Genomic DNA, 20,447 nt, shown 5'->3' with positions numbered 1-20,447 from the left:
GGCACCCATCCACCCACATCGAAGGAGGAAGCGCGCCTTGGCCATCCCCCTGCTCCAGGTCGCCCGCGTGGGCGCCTATGTGGTCCGCCAGCGGCTGGCCGGTCGCCAGCGCTACCCGCTGGCGCTGATGCTCGAGCCGCTGTTCCGCTGCAATCTCGCCTGCGCCGGCTGCGGCAAGATCGACTATCCGGAACCGATCCTGAACCAGCGCCTGTCGGTCGACGAATGCCTGGCGGCGGTCGACGAATGCGGGGCGCCGGTGGTATCGATCGCCGGCGGCGAGCCGCTGCTGCACAAGGAGATGCCGGCCATCGTCGAAGGCATCGTCGCGCGGCGCAAGTTCGTCTACCTGTGCACCAATGCGCTGCTGATGGAGAAGAAGCTCGACGCCTACCGGCCCAGCCCCTACTTCGTCTGGTCGGTGCATCTGGACGGCGACCCGGAGATGCACGACCGCGCAGTCTGCCAGCCCGGCGTCTACGAGCGCGCGGTCGCCGCGATCCGCGCCGCCAAGCAGCGCGGCTTTCGCGTCAACATCAATTGCACGCTGTTCAACGATGCCGATCCCGAGCGGGTGGCCCGCTTCTTCGACTCGGTCAAGGCGATGGGCGTGGATGGCATCACCGTCTCGCCAGGCTATGCCTACGAGCGCGCGCCCGATCAGCAGCATTTCCTGCACCGCGGCAAGACGCGTCAGCTGTTTCGCGACATCCTGGCGCGTGGCCGACGCGGCCGCCAATGGGCCTTCAGCCAGTCGACGCTGTTTCTCGATTTCCTCGCCGGCAACCAGACCTACCGCTGCACGCCGTGGGGCAATCCGGCGCGCACCGTGTTCGGCTGGCAGCGTCCGTGCTATCTGCTCGGCGAAGGCTACGCCGCGACGTTTCGCGAGCTGATGGAGGACACCGACTGGGATGCCTATGGCACCGGCAACTACGAGAAATGCGCCAACTGCATGGTGCACAGCGGTTATGAGGCCACCGCGGTCGCCGATACCGTGGCCCATCCGCTGAAGGCGATGCGCGTCGCGCTGCGCGGCGTGCGCACCGAAGGGCCGATGGCGCCCGACATTGCGCTGGACGGACAGCGGCCGGCCGAGTACGTGTTCTCGCGCCATGTCGAGATCAAGCTCGAGCAGATCCGTCGTCAGGCCGGCAATCCCGCCAGCTCGTCGAAGCCGGACCGGCAGGCCACGGCCCTGCATTGAACGCGCATGGACTGGGCGAGACTGGCCGGCGGCATCCTTACCGTGCTCGCATCGGGCTATGCGATCGTGGCCTGGTGGGCCACCCGGCATCCGCTGCCGACACCATCGGCGGACAACGATGACGGCCTCGCGCCGGTGACGGTGCTCAAGCCGCTGTGCGGCGACGAGCCGCGTCTGACCCGCAATCTGGCCAGCTTCTGCCGGCAGCGCCATCCCTGCTTTCAGATCGTGTTCGGCGTGTGGCAGGCCGACGATCCCGCGCTGGCGGTGGTGGCGCGATTGCAGCGGGCCTTTCCAGACTGCGATATCGCCGTCGCGATCGGCGCGCGTCATCCTGCGCCGGCGCTGTCGAACGTCACCACCGTCAACCCGAAGGTCGCCAACCTGCAGGCCATGCTGCCGCTGGCGCGACACGATCGGCTGGTGATCGCCGACAGCGATATCGCGGTACGTGCCGACTATCTGCGGCGCGTCACCGCGCCGCTGGCCGACCCGGGCGTCGGCATCGTGACCTGCCTGTATCGCGGCCGGCCGCTGCGGGGCCAGTCGCGGCATGCAACGTGGGCGCGGCTCGGCGCGCAGTTCATCGACGACTGGTTCGTTCCTGCAGTCCGTGTCGCGCAGGCGGGCGGCAGCCAGCGCTTCGGTTTCGGCGCGACCATCGCGTTGCGGCGCGAGGTGCTGCTGCGGATCGGCGGCTTCGCGGCAGTGGCGGACCGCCTCGCCGACGACTACTGGCTCGGCGAGCTGAGCCGCCGGCAAGGGTTGCGCACGGTGCTGTCCGACGTCGAGGTCAGCACCGATATCGCGGAAACCACGCCTCGCGCGCTGTGGTTGCACGAACTGCGCTGGCTGCGCACGCTGCGCGCGCTCGATCCTGCGGGCTTCGCGCTGATCTTCGTGACCCTCACCTGGCCGATGCTGGTCCTCGGGCTGCTGCTGGCGTCCTCCCGTGCGATCGCGCTGGTGGCCGCGCTCGGCGCGCTGGCCCGGTCGCTGCGTTGCCGCGACGCGGGCGCGGCGCTGCGTGCGCCGTGGCGCGATACGCTGCTGCTGCTCGAATGGGCCGTCGCGATGACAGGCCGGCAGGTCCGCTGGCGCGGCTCGCGCCTTGCCATTCAATGGACGCGCGATGGGATGGGGAGCGCCGCTGCCCTCTCCCCCAACCCCTCTCCCGCGAGCGGGAGAGGGGAGAGAACCGCGAGCTCGACGAGTGGCCGGCGGTCTTCTCCCCTCTCCCACTTGTGGGAGAGGGGCCGGGGGAGAGGGCCGGCGCACGCAGACCGAACACGCCCGCAAGCCCGCGCGGAACCACGACACCCTCCCGTCTCCCGGAGGCCCCGATGAAGACCCTGTTCCTGCAAGCCCCCTCCTTCGATGGCTTCGACGGCGGCGCCGGCTCGCGCTACCAGGCAAAGCGCGAAATCCGCTCGTTCTGGTACCCGACCTGGCTCGCGCAGCCGGCGGCGCTGGTGCCAGACAGCCGTCTGCTCGACGCACCGGCCGACGGCTTGAGCCTCGAGCAGACGCTGGCCATCGCCAGCGAACACGAGCTGGTGATCGTGCATACCAGCACGCCGTCGTTCCCGGCCGACGTGCGCTTCGCGCAGGCGCTGAAGGCCCGCTATCCGGCCATCCGGATCGGCATGGTCGGCGCCAAGGCCGCGGTCGATCCCGGCAGCACGCTGGCCGCCAGCGAGGCGATCGACTTCGTCTGCCGCGAGGAATTCGACTACACCTGCCGGGACGTCGCCGCCGGCATGCCGCTCGCGCAGATCGCCGGGCTCAGCTATCGGGCAGCCGACGGCACGATCGAACACAACCCGCCGCGGCCGATGATCGAGAACATGGACGCGCTGCCGTTCGTCTCACCGATCTACAAGCGCGACCTGAATATCCGCAACTACTTCATCGGCTATCTGCTGCACCCCTACGTATCGATCTACACCGGCCGGGGCTGCCGCTCGCGCTGCACCTTCTGCCTGTGGCCGCAGACCGTCGGCGGGCATCGCTACCGCGTGCGCTCGCCGGAGAACGTGCTGGCCGAGGTCGAATGGATCCAGCGCAATATGCCCGAGGTGCGCGAGATCATGTTCGACGACGACACCTTCACCGACTTCAAGCCGCGCGTGGAGGAAATCGCGCGCGGGCTCGGCAAGCTGGGCGTGACGTGGTCGTGCAATGCCAAGGCCAACGTGCCGTACAGCACGCTGAAGATCATGAAGGACAACGGGCTGCGGCTGCTGCTGGTCGGCTACGAGTCCGGCGACGATCAGATCCTGCTGAACATCAAGAAGGGCTTGCGCACCGATATCGCGCGGCGCTTCACCGAGGACTGCCGCAAGCTCGGCATCACGATCCACGGCACCTTCATCCTCGGCCTGCCGGGCGAGACGCGCGAAACCATCGAGAAAACCATCGCCTTCGCGCAGGAGATCAATCCGCATACGATCCAGGTCTCGCTGGCGGCGCCCTACCCCGGCACCGCGCTGTACCGGCAGGCGCTGGACAACGGCTGGCTGGCGGACGACAAGGTGATCCCGCTGGTCAACGACCATGGCGTGCAGCTGGCGGCGATCAGCTATCCGCATCTGTCGCGCGACGAGATCTATCACGGCGTCGAGACCTTCTACCGGCGCTTCTATTTCCGGCCGTCCAAGATCTGGGAAATCACCCGCGAGATGATGGGCAGCTGGGAAATGACGCGACGCCGGCTGCGCGAGGGCGTCGAGTTCTTCCGCTTCCTGCATACCCACGAGGCCTGATTCTGCCGATCCCGATCCCGACCCCGACCTCGACAACGACACCGACCTCGCCCGCCAGCACCGCGACGCGTCCCACGCCCGCGCGCGCGCTGATCCTGACCGCCGACGACTTCGGCCTGCATCCGGCCGTCAACGAGGCGGTCGAGCTGGCGCATCGGCACGGCGTACTCGATGCCGCCAGCCTGATGGTCGGCGCGCCGGCCGCGGCCGATGCGGTATCGCGCGCGCATCGGCTGCCGCGGCTGCGCGTCGGCCTGCATCTGGTGCTGGCCGACGGACCGTCGGTGCTGCCGCCGGCCGCGATCCCGGACCTGGTCGACGCCGAGGGGCGCTTCGGCGCGGCGATGGCGCGCGATGGCCTGCGCTTTGTCATGTCCGCTTCGGCGCGCCGCCAGCTGGCCGCCGAGATCCGCGCGCAGTTCGCCGCCTTCGCCGCAACCGGCCTGCCGCTCGATCACGTCAATACGCACAAGCATTTCCATCTGCATCCGACCGTGCTGTCGCTGATCCTCGCCATCGGCCGCGACTACGGCCTGCACGCGATGCGGCTGCCGCGCGAAGCCGGCGCGCCGTGGTGGCTGCGCCCGTGGCTCGCCTGGCTGCGCCGGCGCCTCGATGCCGCCGGCATCGCGCATAACGACTATGTGATCGGCATCGCGCGCAGCGGCGCGATGGACGAACAGACCGTGCTGGCCGCCTTGCGGAGGCTGCCGCCCGGGGTCGGCGAACTCTATCTGCATCCGGCCACGGTGTCCGGCGCACGCATCTCGCCATCAATGCGCGGCTACCGCCATGCCGACGAGCTGGCCGCGCTGCTGTCGCCGCGCGTGCGCACCGCACTGAAGCAGGTCGCGCCGCGCCGCGGCGGCTTCGCCGATCAGTTGCCGGCGCCAGCCTCAGGCCATGCGTCCTGTGCCTCGCCGGGGTGGCCGCGATGAAGCGGCTCGGACTGCTGGCCGGGCTCGCCGGCCTGATCGCACTGGCCGCGCTGGTGATCCATCAGGGCGTGGGCCAGATCGCCACTACGGTCGCGCGCGCCGGCTGGCCGCTGCTGTGGCTGCTGCCGGTGCACGGCGTGGCGATCGCGCTCGACGCGCGCGCCTGGCAGGGACTGCTGCGCGCCGCGGCGCCCGCCGCGCATCCCGGCATGCTGTTCCTGTGGTGGGTGGCCAGCGTGCGCGAGGCGGTCAACCGGCTGCTGCCGACGGCCAATGTCGGCGGCGAGCTGGCCGGCATCCGCCTCGGCCGGCTGCAGGTCGGCGACACCAGCGCGGTCACTGCCAGCGTGGTGGTCGAGGTCATGGTCACGCTGTTCTCGCAGTACCTGTTCTGCGTGGTGGGCGTGCTGCTGCTGATCGCGGCGATTCCCGGCGGTCATCAGGAACAGCGCGCCTTGACGATCGGCGGCGGGCTGCTGCTGTCGCTGCCGCTGCCGGTCGCGTTTGCGCTGGCGTTGCGCCATGGCGCGCTGTTCGCACGGCTGGAGCGGCTGGCCCGGCGCCTGCTGGGCGAGGAACACCGGATGGTCGATGCCATCGCCGGCGCCGACCTCGGGGCCGGCCTGGACCAGCGCATCCGCGCGCTGCTGGGACGCCTGCGCACGCCGGTCACCGCGGCGGTCTGGCAGTTGCTGGGACTGACGGCGGGCACCGTCGAGACCTGGTTCGCGCTGCAGCTGCTCGGTCATCCGGTCTCGTTTGGCGAGGCGCTGGCGATCGAGTCGCTGACGATGGCCGCGCGCAATATGGCCTTCTTCGTGCCGGGCGGGCTTGGCGTGCAGGAGGCGGTGGTGATGCTGCTCGGACAGCTGCTTGGCATCGACGCGCAAACCGCGCTGTCGCTGGCGCTGGTGCGGCGCGCGCGCGAGGTGCTGTACGGCGTGCCGGCGCTGCTGTCGTGGCAGTGGTTCGAGGTGCGCCGCTGGCGCGACCGGCACGGCCAGCCTGCCGCTGCAGCGACGATGCGGAGACCCCAGCGATGAGCGGCCGGGCTTCAGCGGCTGCCGGCCTGGCGCGCGTTGTGGTCGGACAGATAGCGGATCAGCCCGTCGATGCCGTCGCGCTCGACGATGTCGGCGAACTGGCGGCGATACACCTCGATCAGCCACGCGCCCATCATGTTGATGTCGTAGATTTTCCAGCCGTCGGCACCGCGCCGCAGCCGATAGTCGATCTGGTTTTCGTCGCCGGCGGTGATCACGCGGGTGCGCACCACCACGTCGTCGGCATTGGCGCCGGGCTCGGTCGGCGTATAGCGGAAATCGACGTTCTGCCCGCGCAGCTGCGACAGCGACAGCGCGTAGGTGTGGACCAGCAGCGTGCGGAACTGCTCGACCAGTTGCTGCTGCTGGACAGGATTGGCCGTGCGCCACGCGGGGCCCAGCGCCAGCCGCGTGGTACGAGCGAAATCGGTATAGGGAAGGAACTGGCGCCGCACCACGGCGACGACCCGGGCCTGATCGCCGGCACTGGCCGACGGATCGGCGCGGACCGCGGAGATCACCCCTTCCACGGCGGTGCGGACCAGCCGGTCGGGCGCGGCGCGCTCGGCGGCGTTCCCCTGCAGCGGGCAGATCAGCGCCGGTACGGCGATGGCCAACGCGGGAATCGGCGAATGGGAACGGATAGGGAACATGGGCAGCGATCCGACGGCATGACGATCAACATGGCGATCCGAGCGAACGAGTATAGCCCCGTGGCGGCGGCCGCTGCAGGGGCGGCCCCCCACGGGTTCGCGGCATGCTGACCGCGGCGATCACCCGTCTCGTCATGCTGGCGACGACCCGCGCCTGGCTGACGATCGCGCTGGCCGCCGTCCTCTGTGCCGGCAGCAGCTGGTATGCGGCGCGGCACTTCGCGATCAACACCGATATCGGCCGGCTGCTCGATGTCGATGCCCCGTGGGCCCGTTACGACGCCGCGCTGAACGAAGCCTTCCCCGATCGCGACCGCCTGATCCTCGCGGTAGTGCGGGCGCCCGTGCCGGAACTTGCCGAGGCCGCCGCCGACGCGCTCGCGCAGTCGCTGCGCAAGCAGCCGTCGCACTTCGAGGCGGTGCGCCAGCCCGGCGGCGGCGCCTTCTTCGCCCGCCATGGGCTGCTGTTTCTCGATACGCCGACGCTGGCCAGGGTCACGCGCGATCTGACCGATGCGCGGCCCTTGCTGAACGCACTGGCGCGCGATCCCACCTTGCGCGGGCTGGCCGACACGCTGTCGGTGACGCTCGGCCTGCCGCTGCAGATGGGCCAGGTCACCCTGGCGCAGATGGCGCCGTTGCTGGCCCGCAGCGCGATGACGCTGGAGCAGGTGCTGGCGGGTCGGCCGGCGGCGCTGTCGTGGCGCACGCTGGCCGATCCCACCCCGGCGGCCGGGCCCGCGCTGGCCTTCGTCGCGGTCAGTCCGGTGCTCGATTATGGCGACCTGCAGGCAGGAGCCGATGCCTCCGCGGCGATCCGCGCCAGCGCGGCGCAGCTGCAACTGGCGCAGCGCTACGGTGCCGACGTGCGGCTGACCGGGCCGCAGGCGCTGTCCGACGAGGAATTTGCGTCGGTGGCCGATGGCGCGGCACTGAACGGCGCGGTGACGGTGCTGGTCGTGATCCTGATCCTGTGGCTGGCGCTGCGATCGGCGCGGCTGATCGTCGCCGTGCTGCTGAGCCTGTTCGCCGGCCTGGCCGTCACCGCGGCGCTGGGCCTGGCGATGGTCGGCGCGCTGAACATGATCTCGGTCGCCTTTGCCGTGCTGTTCGTCGGCCTCGGCGTCGACTTCGGCATCCAGTTCGGCGTGCGCTACCGGGCCGAGCGGCACGACCGCGACCATATCGTCACGGCGCTCTGTCATACCGCGCAGGCGCTGGCCGTGCCGCTGTCGCTGGCCGCCGCGGCCACCGCGGCGGCGTTCTTCGCCTTCCTGCCGACCGACTATCGCGGCGTGGCCGAGCTCGGCCTGATCGCCGGCGTCGGCATGTTCGTCGCATTCTTCACCACCGTCACGCTGCTGCCGGCATTGATTCGCGTGCTGCGGCCCGACGGCGAGACCGTCGCGCCGGGCATCCGCTGGCTGGCGCCGGCCGACGCATTCTTCGAGCGCCATCGTACGCCGGTGCTGTGGGTCACCTGCGGGGTCATCGTGGCCGCCTCGCCGCTGCTGACGCAGCTGCGCTTCGATTTCGATCCGCTGAACCTGAAGGACCCGGCCTCCGAATCGATGGCGACGCTGCGCGCGCTGAAGGATGCGCCGCAGGCCGGCACCGAGGATGTCAGCGTGCTGGCGCCCTCGCTCGACGCGGCACGCGCGCTGGCGACGCGGCTGTCGGCGCGGCCGGAGATTGCGCGCGTCACCACGCTCGACAGCTTCGTGCCGCCCGATCAGGACGCCAGGCTGCCGTTGATCGCCAACGCAGCGCAAGCGCTGCTGCCTGCGTTGACCCAGCCGGCCGCGCCGCCGGCCACCGATGCACTGCGCGTGGCCGCGCTGCGCCTGACCGCCACCCGGCTCGAACTGGCGGCGAACGCCCGCTCGGCGCCGGGCACCACGCCGGCCGCCGGCGTGGCCGAGGCACGGCGGCTGGCGCAGGCGCTGCGCAAGCTGGCCGATGCCGACGGCGCGGCCCGCGATCGCGCCGAACGGGCCATCGCCCTGCCCTTGCAGCTCGGGCTGGCCGGCCTGACACAGGCACTGCAGGCGGAGCGCATCACCATCGACTCGCTGCCGCGCGAGCTGGTGCGCGACTGGCTGACGCCCGACGGCCGCGCGCTGGTCACCGTCAGCCCACGGCTGCCGCCGGGCGAGCGCGCGCGCGAGGCGGCGCTCGACGTCTTCGTGCCGACCGTACTGGCGATCGCGCCGGAGGCGACCGGCGGCCCGATCGCGGTACGGGGCTCGGCGCACACCATCCTCGGCGCATTCGCCCAGGCCGGCGCCTGGGCGGTACTGTCGATCGCCATCCTGCTGTGGCTGACGCTGCGGCGCTTCGGCGACGTGCTGCGCACGCTGGTGCCGCTGCTGGTATCGGCGGTGCTGACCCTGGAGCTGTGCGTGGTGTTCGGCATCGCGCTGAACTTCGCCAACGTGATCGCGCTGCCGTTGCTGCTCGGCATCGGCGTCGCCTTCAAGATCTACTACGTGATCGCGTGGCGCGAGGGCAAGACCGGTCTGCTGCAGTCCAGCCTGACCCACGCGGTGCTGTTCAGCGCGGCAACGACCGCGACCGCGTTCGGCAGCCTGTGGCTGTCGAACCATGCCGGCACCGCGAGCATGGGCAAGCTGCTGGCGCTGTCGCTGGTGTGCACGCTGGCCGGCGCAGTGTTTTTCCAGCCTATCCTGATGGGACGGCCGCGACAGTCGCGCGGCGTTCCATGAAGCCTTGCCCGAGCCTTGCCCGAGCCTTGCCTGAACCTTGACCCCAAGCCGCGGACGCACCACGACGCAACAACAACGACGCCATCACGACGCCACCATGATCCCGATGCCAGAGCCCTCGCCTCCTTCGCTACCGCTGCGCCGACTGGTCCCGCTTGCCGTGCTGTGCTGCGCGGCCTGCGCGACCGGCCCGAACGCCAACCCGGCGGACCCGCTCGAACCGATGAACCGCGCGATCTACACCGTCAACGACAAGGTCGATACCTATGTCGCGGTGCCGGTAGCCAGGGGCTATCGGCGCATCACGCCGCAGCCGGTGCGCACCGCGGTGACCAATGTCTTCAACAATGTGGGCGACGTCGGCAATGCGATCAACAACCTGCTGCAGGGCAAGGGCGTGGCGGCGGCCGAGAGCGTGATGCGCGTGGCGGTCAATACCGTGCTGGGCCTGGGCGGACTGATCGATATCGCGACGCCGGCCGGGCTGCCCCGCCATCCGCAGGATTTCGGCCTGACGCTGGGCACCTGGGGCATTCCGTCGGGGCCGTATCTGGTGCTGCCGCTGTTCGGGCCGAGCACCGTGCGCGATGGCGTCGGGCGCGTCGGCGATGCCTACGCCTACCCGGTGACCTATATGGATCCGGCCTGGCGCAACAGCCTGTTCGCGCTGCAGTTCGTCAATACGCGCAGCAACCTGCTCGATGCCACCAGCCTGCTGGAGCAGGCCGCGCTGGACAAATACAGCTTCGTGCGCGACGCCTATCTGCAGCAGCGGCGTCAACGGCTGCGCGGCGCCGCGGGCGGCGAGCTGCCCGACTATGGCGACGAGGGCGACGAGGAGGAAGGCGCGGCCGGAGCGCAGCCGCCTTCTTCGCCCGCGCCCGCGCCTGCGCCTGCGCCGGCTCCGGCTCCGGCTCCGGCTCCGGCCCCGGCACCAGCGACAGCACCCGCCTCAAAATAATCGCGGGAATCGTCCGTCGCGCGCTGCAGCGCCGCCGCCAGCCGGCGCAAACCACGCCGTGCCGCGGCGGCATCGGCCGCGAGTCGCAGCAGTTCGCCCAGCTGCGAAGGCTGCTTCAGCAGGGTTGCGCATAGCGCGCGCAGATCGATGCCGCCATCCGGCCCGAACGCGGCCAGCGCCGCCGCGGGAACGCGGCGCGCAGCCGGATCGGCAATCGCCCGACAGACCACGAAAGGCAGCCCGGCCGCGCGCGCCGCGGCCGCCATGCGGTGCGACTCCATATCGACGGCCACGGCGCCCGTCGCCGCATGCAAGGCCCGCTTGTCGGCAATGACCGCGGCGGGCGCATCGACGCCCGCCACCGTTCCGCCAACCGCCTCGGGCAAGGCCATGCGAATCGCGTTGGACCAGCGGGCATCGGTGTCGAAGCGCCGATCTGCGGCCGCGACGGCATCGGCCACGATCACGCTGCCCGGCGGCAGCGCGGGGTCGAGCCCGCCGGCCACACCGAAGCTGATCAGCCCGATGCAGCGGTGCGCCAATCCTTCGCTGTCGTGCAAGGCGGCGGTCAGCGCCGCATCGAGGGCATCGCCACGCAGGCCGTACACCGTGGCTGCGCCTGGCCACGCCAGCAGCCGCGCCTCGAACGCCATGCCGGTCACGACGAGCCAGCGCGGCGCCGCCGCATCCACGCGGTTTGCGGGCTCGCTCACATGCCCCATGGCATGCGGCTCGCATCTTGGGCGGCATCGTCGGCGGGATTGCCGGCATTGCCGGCATTGCCGAGATTTCGATATCGCGCCAGCGCCCACAGCGGGAAGTAACGCGCATAGCCGTGATAGCGCAGATAGAACACGCGCGGAAAGCCCACCGCGGTGAAATGCGCCTCGTCCCACAGCCCGTCGGCCCGCTGCTGCCGCAGCAGATAGTCGATGCCGCGCGCGGCCGCCGGCAGATCGCGGCAACCGGCGGCCATCAGGCCCAGCAGCGCCCAGGCGGTCTGCGACGGCGTGCTGGGCGCGCGCTCGTGGCCGCGGTAATCGAGCCGGTAGCTGCTGCCGTCCTCGCCCCAGCCGCCGTCGTCGTTCTGCACCGACAGCAGCCACTGCGCGGCGCGCCGCACCGGCGCGGCATCCGGCCCGAGCCCGGCCGCCTGCAGCGCGCACAGCGCGCTCCAGGTGCCATACAGATAGTTGGTGCCCCAGCGGCCGTACCAGCTGCCGTTGCCCTCCTGCTCCGTCAGCAGATAGCGCAGCGCCTGCGCGGCCGCGCGGCTGTTCGCCGGCAATTTGCCGAGCTGCGCGAGCATCGACAGGCAGCGCGCCGACACGTCGGCCGTGGGCGGATCGAGCAGCGCGCCATGATCGGCGAAGGGGATGCTGTTCAGATAGCGGTGCGTGTTCTCCGGCTCGAAGGCGCCCCAGCCGCCGTCGCTGCTTTGCATGCCTTCGATCCATTCGCAGGCCCTGCCCAGCGCCGGCGCGATGCGGGCGCGCCAGCGCGTATCGCCGCGTGCCGCGCGGTCGATGGCCATCGCCACCACGGCGGTATCGTCGACATCGGGATAGTGGGGATTGGCATATTGAAAGGCCCAGCCGCCCGGGCGCAGATGCGGACGGCGCACCGTCCAGTCGCCGCGCACGTCGAGCACCTGCAAGGGCAGCAGCCAGTCGAGCGCCCGCCGCGCCGCCATCATCGCCCGTTCCCCGCCGGCCTCGAGCAGCGCGTGGCAAGTCAGCGAGGTGTCCCACACCGGCGAGAAACACGGCTGGCAGTAGGCCTCATCGCCGTCGTTGCCATGCACGACCAGCAGACGATCCAGCGCCGCGCGCGCCTGCGCGACCGCCGGCTCGTCGCGCGGCACGCCCAGCGCGTCGAACATCATCACCGCATTGACCATCGCCGGGAAGATCGCGCCCAGGCCATCGTCGCCATTCAGGCGTTCGCGCACGAACTGCTCGGCCCGCCGGATCGCCCGCTGACGCAGCCGGCGCGGCGACAACGGCTCGAACACGCGCAGCGCGACATCGACCCCGCGGAACACCGCATACCAGAGGCGGCTCTGGTGCGGCGCCCTGCCCGGCATCCGGGCCGCCTGGCTGGGCCCGCGAAACAGTTCGTCGATGCCGACCCGGCGCGGATTGCGCGCACACGGACGCAGCGTGTTCAACACCAGCAGCGGCACGATCACGGTCCGCGCCCAGTACGAGATCTTCGACAGATGAAACGGAAACCACAGCGGCAGCAGCATGATCTCGACCGGCATCAGCGGCACTGCGCGCCACGGCATCACGCCGTACAAGGCCAGCAGCGTGCGCGTGAACACATTGCTGGCTTCGGCCCCGCCCAGCGCAAGGATGCGCTCGCGCGCGCCCCGCATCGCCGGCGCCTCGATCGGCTCGCCGATCATCTTCAGCGCGAAATACGCCTTGACGCTGGCGCTGATGTCCGACGCCCCGCCATGGAACAGCGGCCAGCCGCCGTCCTCGTTCTGCCGGCGCAGCAGATAGCGCCCGATGCGCGCTTCCAGCGTGGCATCGGCCGGCTCGCCCAGATAGTGGACCAGCAGCACGTATTCGGAAGGGATCGTGGTGTCGGCCTCGAGCTCGAACACCCAGTGGCCGTCGGACCGTTGCCGCGCGATCAGCGCGTCGACGGCGTGCGCGATCGCGGCATCGAGGCCGAGCCGGCTGTGACCCGATGAAGCGGGGGATGACGAAGGGTAGACGGCGGGATCCGGCGGATTCGCGATAGCCGCCGCATCGGCGGCCTGCGGCGAACCTCGCAAGGCGATCTGGATTTCAGCCACATCACTCCTCGTCACGCAATGACATCGCGAGGGCAGCCGGCGGGGCGGGACCACGACCGGCGCGCGTGGAATCTCGCGATCGGTGTTGGGGGTCGGGCGATTATAGCAACAAGGTCCGAAGCCGGCCGGCCGTGCCGGCTCGCCTTGACAGCTCCCCTGCCCGCCTTCTATGCTGGCGCGCATTGTTCCTTTCAAAAGACCGATGTTCTGTTGTATAGAACATCAAAACACCAAAACATCGAAGCGACCGCGATGAATCCAGCCTCCCCCGATACCGACCAGCCGAAACGCGACCCGCGCAAACCGCTGCGCGGCATCCGTGTGCTCGATCTGACCAATGTGCTGGCCGGCCCCTTCTGCTGCCACCAGCTGGCCCATCTGGGTGCGGACGTGATCAAGGTGGAAACGCCCGGCACCGGCGACCTGGCGCGCCAGCTCGGCGCCGACGCCGAGCTGAACCGCAGGCTGATGGGCGTGTCCTTCCTGGCGCAGAACCCCGGCAAGCGCTCGATCACGCTGAACCTGAAGCATCCGCTCGGCAAGCAGGCGCTGCGCCGGCTGGTCAGCGAGTCGGACGTGCTGGTCGAGAATTTCCGGCCGAGCGTGATGGCGCGGCTCGGGCTCGGCTACGAGACGCTGAAGCAGGACAATGCGCGGCTGATCTATTGCGCAATTTCCGGCTTCGGCCAGGACGGCCCGCTGGCCGACCTGCCGGCCTACGACCAGATCATCCAGGGCATGGCCGGCGTGATGAGCATCACCGGGGATGCCGATACCGCGCCATATCGCGTCGGCTATCCGGTGTCGGACACCGTCGGCGGCCTGACGGCAGCGCTGGCGGTGGCGGCGGCGCTGGCCGACCGCGACCGCACCGAGGGCTATCTGATCGACGTGTCGATGCTCGAATCGACCTTGGCGACGATGGGCTGGGTGGTGTCGAACTATCTGGTGGCCGGGCGCGAGCCGGCGCCGATGGGCAACGACAACATGACCGCGAGCCCGTCCGGCACCTTCCGCACCGGCGACGGGCTGATCAATATCGCCGCCAACAAGCAGGAACAGTTCGAGGCGGTCTGCCGCGTGATCGGCCGGCCGGAACTGGCCACGGACCCGCGCTTTGCCGAGCGGCAGGCCCGGCTGCAGCATCGCGGCGCGCTGCAGCACGCGCTCGAGGCCGAGCTGACGCGGCAGCCCACCGCGCATTGGTGGCCGCTGCTGAACCAGGCCGGCGTGCCGGCCGGGCCGGTCTATACGGTGCCGCAGACGCTGGCCCATCCGCAGGTCGCCACACGCGGCATCGTCGCGGAATTTCCCGATGCGCCGGGCGTGGGACGCGATCTGCGGCTGCTGCGCACCGGCTTCAAGCTCGACGGCGCCGCGCCAGCGGTCGACGCGCCGCCGCCCGAACTGGGCCAGCACACGCGCGACATTTTGCTGGAGCTCGGCTACACGGCCGAGCAGATCGACACCATGCAGGCGGAGCAGGCGCTATGACGGCATTCGACCCCTCCAAGCCCGACGCCGGCCAGCGCCGCGCCGAAGACTGGTGGCACAGCGCCATCATCGACATGCAGCCGGGCGTGATCCGCTATCGCGGCTATCCGATCGAGCAGCTGATCGGGCGTACCACGTTCGCCCAGATGATCTGGCTGATGCTGCGCGGCGAACTGCCGCCCCCGCGCCAGGGCGCCCTGCTCGACGCGGCATTGATGTCCGCGGTCGATCACGGCCCGCAGGCGCCCAGCATCGCGGTGGCCCGCATGGCCGCGACCTGCGGCGTGGGCCTGAACAATGCGATGGCGTCGGCCGTCAATCTGCTCGGCGACGTGCATGGCGGCGCCGGCGAGCAGGCGGTCGCACTCTATCTGGATATCGCCGCCCGCGCCGACGCGGGACTGGCGCTGCCCGAGGCGGTACGCGCGGGTCTGCAGGCCTGGCGCGAGCTGCACGGCAAATATGTGTCGGGCTTCGGCCATCGCTTCCATCCGGTCGATCCGCGCGCGCCGCGGCTGCTGCAACTGGTCGACCAGGCCGCGGCCGATGGCGTCGTGACCGGACGGTTCGCCGCGATCGCGCGGGCGGTGGAGGTCGAGCTCGGTGCGGGACGCTCGCGGCCGGTGCCGATGAATATCGACGGCGCCACCGCGGTGATCTATGCCGAGCTGGGTTTCCCGCCGCCGCTGGCGCGCGGGCTGTTCTGCCTGTCGCGCTCGGTAGGCATCCTGGCGCACGCCTGGGAGCAGACCGAGCAAGGCGGCCGCAACAAGGGGCCGATGCCGCGCGAGTTCATCTGGACCTATGACGGGCACCCGCCGCGCGACGTGCCGGATGCGGTCGCGGACTGACGATGGGGTGAAAGGGATGGGGTGAACGGGATGAGGTGAAAGGCCCCGGTGCGCGGGCCAGGGCCGACGCTGGCGTGTCAGCGTGCGTCGCCGGGAAGACCGGCCGCCAGCGTGGCATCGGACTCGGATTCAGCCTCGAATTCGGACTCGAAGTCGGAGGCGGCCGCCAGATCGGAATCCGCCGCTGCCGCGTGCCTGTCGGCGGCGCCGGCCGCGGCCATCGCCTCCTCGCGCTCCAGCGTGGACGCCAGCACGTAGCGATCCCGCCCGCGCCGCTTCGCTTCGTACAGCGCGCGGTCGGCATTGCCGAACAGCTGCTGCCACAGGCCCGTCGAGTCCGAGCCGTCGTCGCGCAGCTGCGCCACGCCGATGCTGACGCTGGCGAACTTGCCGGCCGGACCCGGCAGCGGAATCGCGCGGACCTTGCGCAGGATCCGCCGGGCCAGCGCGCTGGCCTGATGCTCGTCGGTATGGGGGCACAGCACGCAGAACTCCTCGCCGCCGTAGCGGCCCGCCACATCGGAGGCGCGGCGCGAATTGTCGAGCGCTTCGGCAATCGCCTGCAGCACGGCATCGCCGGCGCGATGCCCGCTGCGGTCGTTGACCTGCTTGAAGTGATCGACGTCGATGACCAGACAGGCGACCGCCTGCCGGTTGCGCAGCGCGGACACGATCAGCCGGCTGGCGGCGGCATCGAGCGCGGCACGGTTGAGCAGGCCGGTCAGGCCGTCGATGCGGGCGCCGCGCTCCTTGTTGGCGATGACCTGCTCCAGCGCCATCACCGTGAAGCCGAACAGCCCGAGCAGCGTCGCCACCAGCGGCGCCAGCACCAGCACCGCGTTTTCGGTGGTATTGGTGGCGTTGAACGGCGACGGGGAAATCGCGCCGTCGCCCTGCCACGCCGCGGCCGCGCCATAGAGCTGGGCGCACAGCTGGACGGCGCTGGCCAGCAGCACCAGCGGCAGCCCGATTTCGCTATGGCGCACGCGCGAGCGCAGCAGCACCAGGATGGTCGTCAGCGACAGCAGCACCAACGCGGCATAGGCGACGCGATGCAGTTGCAGCACCGGATGCGTTCCGGTCAGCGCATCGAGCGCGGCGGCGACGGTGACCACCACGGCCGCGCCCTGCATGCGGGTAAATCCGGGCAAACCCTGATGCACGCGCACGCCGCAGTAGATCGTCAGCTTGCCGGCCAGATAGACCATCACCGCCACCGCGCCCACTTCGACCAGATGCGCCGTGGCGGCATTGAGCGTCAGCGCCAGACCGCCGGCGGACAGCACCAGGTGGCCGCCGGCCCATAGGCGGCCGGCATCGGTGCGGATCAGCGCGAACACAAGGCCCGTCGAGATCAGCAGCGTGCTGGAAAACACCACCATCATGACGATCACAATGCTGTGCTGGTCTAGCTGCACGGTATCCCTCGGAAAATGCCGCGTTGCATATGCCCCGGCGGCACGGCCGCTCGTCCCAAAACCTTTGATGATAGCCGGCGCACCGGCGCCGGGCATCCCCCTTGAGTCGGGCATGGGGCAGCGGTGGCATGGCCCGTGCCGCCCGCGAACAGGCGCCGACTCAGTCGTCGAACGGGAAACTGCCGCCCAGCGTTTCGGTCAGCGTGCGGGCGGCGCGCAGCACGTCCGCGCGGAAATCCGGCCGATATCGCGAGGCCGGACAGGTCAGCGTCAGCGCGCCGCGCAACTCGCCGCCGGGGCCGAACACCGGCGCCGACACGCCGGCGATATCCGGCACGCGGTCGCCGACCAGCGTCGCCACGCCGTCCCGCCGGATGGCGTCGTACAGCTGGCCGCGCGCGCCGGCGAACGCGCGCAGCACGCGTCCGCCGGCGCCGCGGTTGCGCGGCAGCAGATCGCCGGCGCGGGCATGGTCACGCACCGGTTGCGGCGAATCGACGCGATAGAGGCACAGCCGATGCTCGCCCTGCTCGACATGGAAGGCGGCGCTCTCGCGGGTGTCCTGCACCAGCTGGCGCAGCACCGGCATCACCGCCGTTTCCAGCGAGAACGACGCGGCATAGACCGCATGCAGGCGGGCGACCTCGGGGCCGAGGCCATAGCGGCCGTCGGCATGGCGCACCACCAGCCGCGCGTGCTCGAGCGAGGCCAGCAGCCGCAGCAGCGTACTTTTGTAGAGGCCCGAGCGCTGCGCCAGCTCGGCCAGCGTCAGCGCGGTATCGCCGAGCCGAAACGCGCGCAGCAGGAACAGCGCGCGATCCACCGCCACCGCGCCGCCCTCGGCGGCATGCTTGTCGGCTTCGGAAACCTGGGCGGCTTTACGGGGCATCGGTGGCGAGGGAGCGGGTCGGCGAGGAATGCCGCGACGGGATTCGGCAGATGAATTCGGCGGGGCGCACGGCGACCGTGCACCGTATAGAACGGCGCTTTTTTTGTCAATGCGGTACTGCGCGAGTCGCCGGGTCCCCGCATTCCCGGGGACGGCAGCATCGCTTAGCCGAGCCGCCGCACCACCGCGTCGGCAAACTCGCGCGTGCTGGCCTTGCCCTTCAGATCGCCGGTACGGATGTTGTCCTCGTTCAGCGTCCGGTCGATCGCGGTGCGCAGCCGCTGTGCCAGGTCCTGCCGGCCGACGTGCTCGAGCATCAGGCCGGCGGCCAGCATCAGCGCCACCGGATTGGCCACGCCCTTGCCGGCGATGTCCGGCGCCGAGCCGTGCACGGCCTCGAAGACCGCGGCGTGCTCGCCGATATTCGCCCCGGGCGCGAGGCCCAGCCCGCCGACCAGTCCGGCGATCTGGTCCGACAGGATGTCGCCGAACAGGTTCGTGCACAGCAGCACGTCGAACTTCCACGGGTCCAGCACCAGCTGCATCGCGCAGGCGTCGACGATGCGGTCTTCGATCTCGACCCGTCCCGCGTAGTCGGCCGCCACCTCGCGCGCCGCCTCCAGGAAGATGCCGGTCAGCGCCTTCAGGATATTGGCCTTGTGCACCACGGTGACCTTCTTGCGGCCGTTGCGCAGCGCGTATTCGAAGGCGAAGCGGGCGATGCGCAGGCAATCGGCGCGCGTATTGGTGCCGGTGGACACCGCCACCGCGCGCGGATCGTCGCCGACCGCGATGTAGTAGTCGTGCGCGACATAGAAGCCGCCGACGTTCTCGCGCACCAGCACGAGGTCGATATTCTCGTAGCGGCCCGGAATCAGCGTGCGTGCAGGCCGCACGTTGGCGTAGAGCTGGAACAGCTCGCGCAGCCGGACATTGACCGAACGAAAGCCCCCGCCCACCGGCGTGGTCAGCGGCCCCTTCAGCGCCAGGCCGGTGCGGCGGATGCTGTCCAGGGTGGCCTCGGGCAGCGGGTCGCCGCTGGCCTCGAGCGCGGCCATGCCGGCCTGCTGCGTTTCCCAGGCAAACGGCGCGCCCAGCGCGTCGAGCACCTGCAGGGTGGCATCCATGATTTCCGGGCCGATGCCGTCGCCGGGAATCAGCGTGGCCGGGATGGCGGCGCCGCTGCCGCCAGCGGCGGCGTTGGCCTTGTTGTACGGGGCCTTGTTGTTCGGATTTGCATCGGTTTGCACAGGCGATCTCCACAAAATGTCAATGGCTTCGGATGGCGGCGGCACGCCCCGCCGGGACCGACTCGGCCGGCAGTGCAGGCCCGGTCAGCCGCCAGGCGCCGTGCCGGCAGGGCTGCCGCCCTCTGGGCCGAGGCCCGCGGCCGGGTCCCCGGCCCCTTCCGCCGGCGCGGCGCGCGTGCGCACCACCACTTCCGAATGCAAGGTTCGGTGCACCGGGCACTTGTCCGCGATGGCCAGCAAGGCCTCGCGCTGCTGCGCATCGAGCGGCCCGCGCAGCGTGACCTCGCGCTCGATCCAGTCGACCTTGCCGTCCCGCGTATCGCACTCGGCGCAGTCCGCGGCATGAATCTTCTCGTGCCTCAGTGACACGCTGACGTGTTCGAGCGGCCAGCCCTTGCGCTCGGCCACCATCCGGATCGTCATCGACGTGCAGGCGCCCAGCGCCGCCAGCAGCAGATCGTAGGGCGCCGGTCCGCCATTCAGGCCGCCGAACGAGACCGGCTCGTCGGCCAGCAGCCGGTGCTTGCCGACGGTGACCTGCTGCTGGAACTTGCCCGCATGGTTCTCCTCGACCCGCACCAGCCCCTCCTCGACCGCCGCGGCCGGCAGCGTGGCCGCGTCGATGCCGAGATAGCGCTGGCTCCAGGCGGCGATGGTGTTGGCGACATAGGTCGCGTCCTCGCGCCGCGTCAGCAGGTGGTCGGCATGGTCCAGCGAGACGAAGCTCTTCGGGTGGCGTGCGGCGATGAACAGCTGGGTCGCATTGTCGATGCCTACCGTGTCGTCGAGCGGCGAATGCATGACCAGCAGCGCGCGCCGCAGCTGCGACACCCGCGTCAGCAGCGTCTGCTCGGCGACGTCGTCGAGGAACTGCTTGCGGATGCGGAAGGGACGGCCGGCCAGCTGCACCTCGGCCTCGCCCTGCTGCGCGATCGTCTCGGCGTGCTCGCGCAGCAGGCCGACCACATGCGACGGATCGCTCGGCGCGGCGATGGTCGCCACCGCCCTGGCCTCGGAGATGTCGCCCGCCGCGGCCAGCACGGCGGCGCCGCCGAGGCTATGGCCGATCAGCAGCGCCGGCGCCTGCAGATGCTGGCGCATGTAGTCGGCGGCTGCGAGCAGATCGGCCACATTGGAGGAGAAATTGGTATTGGCGAAGTCGCCGCCGCTGCCGCCCAGCCCGGTGAAATCGAAGCGCAGCACCGCGATGCCATGCTGGGTCAGCGCCTGCGCGATGCGGCTGGCCGCCACCACATCCTTGCCGCAGGTGAAGCAATGCGCGAACAGCGCGTAGGCCTTGACCGGGCCGGACGGCAGATCGAGCCGGCCCGCGAGAGGCTGGCCGTCGTGACCGGGAAATTGCACCTTGGGGTTGGCGGGTTCGGGCATGCGTGCCTCCTGGCGAAAATGGCGCGATGGCGGGTCCTTGCTACTGTAGCCGCT

The 20,447-nt window shown here is 70.5% G+C and carries 15 protein-coding genes and 1 pseudogene; 9 read left to right on the top strand and 7 right to left on the bottom strand.

The annotated features are described in order from the left end of the window. Positions 1–37: 37 nt before the first annotated feature. The 5 genes from hpnH to J5T34_RS19190 all read left to right on the top strand — a co-directional run bounded on the left by hpnH (position 38) and on the right by J5T34_RS19190 (position 5,953). Positions 38–1,207, top strand: a complete 1,170-nt coding sequence (gene hpnH, locus J5T34_RS19210) for an adenosyl-hopene transferase HpnH (RefSeq protein ID WP_208581934.1) — start codon at positions 38–40, stop codon at positions 1,205–1,207. A gap of 6 nt (positions 1,208–1,213) precedes the next feature. Next, complete coding sequence (gene hpnI / locus J5T34_RS19205) at positions 1,214–2,554, top strand: bacteriohopanetetrol glucosamine biosynthesis glycosyltransferase HpnI (RefSeq protein ID WP_208581925.1); 1,341 nt, start codon at positions 1,214–1,216, stop codon at positions 2,552–2,554. After that, positions 2,551–3,972, top strand: a complete 1,422-nt coding sequence (hpnJ, locus tag J5T34_RS19200; protein WP_208581916.1) for a hopanoid biosynthesis associated radical SAM protein HpnJ — start codon at positions 2,551–2,553, stop codon at positions 3,970–3,972. The genes hpnI and hpnJ overlap by 4 nt, the downstream gene beginning before the upstream one ends. 89 nt (positions 3,973–4,061) lie before the next feature. Further along, entirely contained in the window at positions 4,062–4,910 is an 849-nt protein-coding gene (gene hpnK / locus J5T34_RS19195) for a hopanoid biosynthesis-associated protein HpnK (RefSeq protein WP_208582035.1), read from the top strand. Next, complete coding sequence (locus J5T34_RS19190; protein ID WP_208581906.1) at positions 4,907–5,953, top strand: lysylphosphatidylglycerol synthase domain-containing protein; 1,047 nt, start codon at positions 4,907–4,909, stop codon at positions 5,951–5,953. Before hpnK ends, J5T34_RS19190 begins: the two co-directional genes overlap by 4 nt. A gap of 11 nt (positions 5,954–5,964) precedes the next feature. Here the strand turns inward: J5T34_RS19190 and J5T34_RS19185 are convergent, their stop codons facing one another. Beyond that, complete coding sequence (locus J5T34_RS19185) at positions 5,965–6,606, bottom strand: MlaC/ttg2D family ABC transporter substrate-binding protein (RefSeq protein ID WP_208581892.1); 642 nt, start codon at positions 6,604–6,606, stop codon at positions 5,965–5,967. A 104-nt stretch (positions 6,607–6,710) separates the two neighbouring features. Between J5T34_RS19185 and J5T34_RS19180 the strand changes: the two genes are divergently transcribed. Both J5T34_RS19180 and J5T34_RS19175 read left to right on the top strand, forming a co-directional pair. Further along, positions 6,711–9,332, top strand: a complete 2,622-nt coding sequence (locus J5T34_RS19180) for an MMPL family transporter (protein WP_208581890.1) — start codon at positions 6,711–6,713, stop codon at positions 9,330–9,332. Positions 9,333–9,438: 106 nt separating this feature from the next. Then, positions 9,439–10,293 carry an MlaA family lipoprotein gene (locus tag J5T34_RS19175; RefSeq protein WP_208582027.1) on the top strand — a complete coding sequence of 285 codons (855 nt, stop codon included), beginning with the start codon at positions 9,439–9,441 and terminating at the stop codon, positions 10,291–10,293. A gap of 53 nt (positions 10,294–10,346) precedes the next feature. Here J5T34_RS19175 and J5T34_RS19170 read toward each other — a convergent pair. Beyond that, positions 10,347–11,015, bottom strand: a pseudogene (locus J5T34_RS19170) (phosphorylase); the annotation flags it as partial. Further along, positions 11,003–13,045: a squalene--hopene cyclase gene (gene shc, locus J5T34_RS19165; RefSeq protein WP_432207686.1), complete on the bottom strand. Its 2,043-nt coding sequence runs from the start codon at positions 13,043–13,045 to the stop codon at positions 11,003–11,005. The gene shc and the pseudogene J5T34_RS19170, both read right to left, overlap by 13 nt. A 309-nt stretch (positions 13,046–13,354) precedes the next feature. On the opposite strand from shc, the gene J5T34_RS19160 reads away from it, so the two are divergent. Beyond that, positions 13,355–14,596, top strand: coding sequence for a CaiB/BaiF CoA transferase family protein (locus J5T34_RS19160; RefSeq protein WP_208581881.1), 1,242 nt, complete (start codon positions 13,355–13,357; stop codon positions 14,594–14,596). Further along, positions 14,593–15,447 (top strand): citryl-CoA lyase, encoded by an 855-nt coding sequence (locus J5T34_RS19155; protein WP_208581879.1) that lies wholly within the window; start codon positions 14,593–14,595, stop codon positions 15,445–15,447. Before J5T34_RS19160 ends, J5T34_RS19155 begins: the two co-directional genes overlap by 4 nt. Before the next feature lie 77 nt (positions 15,448–15,524). Here J5T34_RS19155 and J5T34_RS19150 read toward each other — a convergent pair whose 3' ends face one another. The 4 genes from J5T34_RS19150 to J5T34_RS19135 form a co-directional block, all read right to left on the bottom strand. Further along, positions 15,525–16,865 (bottom strand): GGDEF domain-containing protein, encoded by a 1,341-nt coding sequence (locus J5T34_RS19150; protein ID WP_347880673.1) that lies wholly within the window; start codon positions 16,863–16,865, stop codon positions 15,525–15,527. A 160-nt stretch (positions 16,866–17,025) separates the two neighbouring features. Continuing rightward, positions 17,026–17,754, bottom strand: a complete 729-nt coding sequence (locus tag J5T34_RS19145) for an IclR family transcriptional regulator (RefSeq protein ID WP_208581862.1) — start codon at positions 17,752–17,754, stop codon at positions 17,026–17,028. A 164-nt stretch (positions 17,755–17,918) separates the two neighbouring features. Beyond that, a complete protein-coding gene (locus tag J5T34_RS19140; RefSeq protein WP_208582025.1) occupies positions 17,919–18,926 on the bottom strand; it encodes an isocitrate/isopropylmalate dehydrogenase family protein in 1,008 nt (335 codons plus the stop codon). A 162-nt stretch (positions 18,927–19,088) separates the two neighbouring features. Next, positions 19,089–20,393 carry a bifunctional alpha/beta hydrolase/OsmC family protein gene (locus tag J5T34_RS19135; protein ID WP_208581860.1) on the bottom strand — a complete coding sequence of 435 codons (1,305 nt, stop codon included), beginning with the start codon at positions 20,391–20,393 and terminating at the stop codon, positions 19,089–19,091. Between the last annotated feature and the right edge of the window lie 54 nt (positions 20,394–20,447).

The organism is Cupriavidus gilardii (assembly GCF_017598945.1).
In the GTDB taxonomy this organism is placed as follows: Bacteria; Pseudomonadota; Gammaproteobacteria; order Burkholderiales; family Burkholderiaceae; genus Cupriavidus; species Cupriavidus gilardii_E.
This window is presented reverse-complemented; position numbering and strand designations above follow the sequence as displayed.